This is a genomic window from Amycolatopsis sp. SID8362 (genome assembly GCF_010550475.1).
GTDB lineage: Bacteria > Actinomycetota > Actinomycetes > Mycobacteriales > Pseudonocardiaceae > Amycolatopsis > Amycolatopsis eburnea.
This window is the reverse complement of record NZ_JAAGNB010001241.1, coordinates 1-1,520: the sequence shown is the minus strand read 5'-3', so window position 1 is coordinate 1,520 and position 1,520 is coordinate 1. Positions and strand designations below refer to the sequence as shown.

4 protein-coding genes are annotated in these 1,520 nt (G+C 73.6%); all 4 read left to right on the top strand.

Features of this window, described 5'->3' with window-relative positions:
* The coding region (locus tag G3I65_RS38570; protein WP_160700464.1) for a hypothetical protein at positions 1 to 217 on the top strand (217 nt) is incomplete at its 5' end.
* A gap of 68 nt (positions 218 to 285) precedes the next feature.
* Positions 286 to 663, top strand: coding sequence for a cupin domain-containing protein (locus tag G3I65_RS38565; RefSeq protein WP_160700463.1), 378 nt, complete (start codon positions 286 to 288; stop codon positions 661 to 663).
* 5 nt (positions 664 to 668) lie between these two features.
* Positions 669 to 956, top strand: coding sequence for a hypothetical protein (locus tag G3I65_RS38560; RefSeq protein ID WP_160700462.1), 288 nt, complete (start codon positions 669 to 671; stop codon positions 954 to 956).
* A partial coding sequence (locus tag G3I65_RS38555; protein WP_309235928.1) for an amidase occupies positions 953 to 1,520 on the top strand: 568 nt, incomplete at its 3' end. The genes G3I65_RS38560 and G3I65_RS38555, both read left to right, overlap by 4 nt.

The following is a 1,520-nucleotide window of genomic DNA, read 5'->3' as shown; positions in this document are numbered from 1 at the left end:
CGCGCAGCTGTCCGCCGCCTACGGCATCGGTGGCCGCGCGCGCCGCACCGGCTCCCCCGCCGAACGGGCCCGCACCGCCGTCACCGCCCGCATCCGCGCCACCGTCGACCGGATCGACCGGGTGCACCCGGAGCTGGCCCGCCACCTGCGCGCCGCGGTCCGCACCGGCACGCTGTGCGTCTACGAGCCGGAGGCAGCGCACACCTGGCGGACCTGACCTCACACCGTGCGGCCGGAACTCACGCCTACCGGGTGAAGACCGTCCACCCACCGTGAGGAGTCCCGATGCCCCGCACCAGCAAGGCCGAAGCCCCGCTGTCCGTCGACGAGCCCGAGATCGAGGGCCGCTACGTCGAACTCGGCGAGTACACCGTCGGCTACGAGACCCACAAGGCCGACATGGACCCGGCGCCGCTGTTCCGCGGCCTGCCCGGCGACCGCTGCCAGTGCCCGCACTGGGGCACCGTGGTCAGCGGGAAGGTCGTGTTCCGCTACGCCGACCACGACGAGGTCTACCAGGCCGGAGACACCTACTACGGCGCACCCGGCCACGTGCCGCTCGTGTTCGCCGGCACCGAGCTGGTCGAGTTCAGCCCGACGGCCGCGCTGGCCGCCACCATGGCCGTCGTCGGCCGCAACCTGGCCGCCGCGAAGGCGGGCTGAGCGCCATGTACCTCGCCGCCTACCACTTCGACGGCAACGCCGCCGAGTTGCTGCCCGCCTACGACAAGCTCTTCGCGGCGTTCCCGCCGGAGCAGATCCTGCTGCACGCCTGCGTGACACGCGCCGGCGGTCTCACGGTCTTCGACGCCTGCCCCGCCGAAGCCGATTTCACCGCCTTCAGCACCGATCCCGGCTTCGCCGCCGCGATCGCCGATGCCGGGCTGCCCCCGGCCCGGATCGAACCGCTCGGCGAAGTCCACGCCGCGCACGGATTCCGGACGGTGCCGTCGTGACCGATCTGTCCACACTGGACGCCACCGCGCAGGCCGCGCTGGTCCGCGGCGGTGAGCTCACCGCCGCGGACCTGGTCGACGCCGCCATCGAGCGCGTCGAGCACCTCAACCCGCTCCTCAACGCCGTCGTCACCCCGATGTTCGACGCGGCGCGCGCCGCCGCGCCCACCGCGACCGGCCCGTTCGCCGGGGTTCCGTTCCTGCTCAAGGATCTCGTCACCGAAGTACCCGGCGTCCGGTTCACCGAAGGCTCGGTTTTCCTGCGGGACAACGTGTCCGGCACCGAGTCCGAGCTGGTGCGGCGGCTGCGCGGCGCCGGTCTGGTGCTGCTCGGCAAGACCAACACCCCGGAGTTCGGCATGGTCCCGGCGTGCGAACCGGTGCTGCACGGGCCGACGCGCAACCCGTGGGCCCCGGACCGCTCGACGAGCGGTTCCAGCGGCGGCTCGGCGGCGGCGGTGGCCGCCGGCCTGGTCCCGATGGCCCACGGCAACGACCTCGGCGGCTCGCTGCGGTTTCCCGCCTCGGCGTGCGGGCTGTTCGGGCTCAAGCCGACCCGCGCCC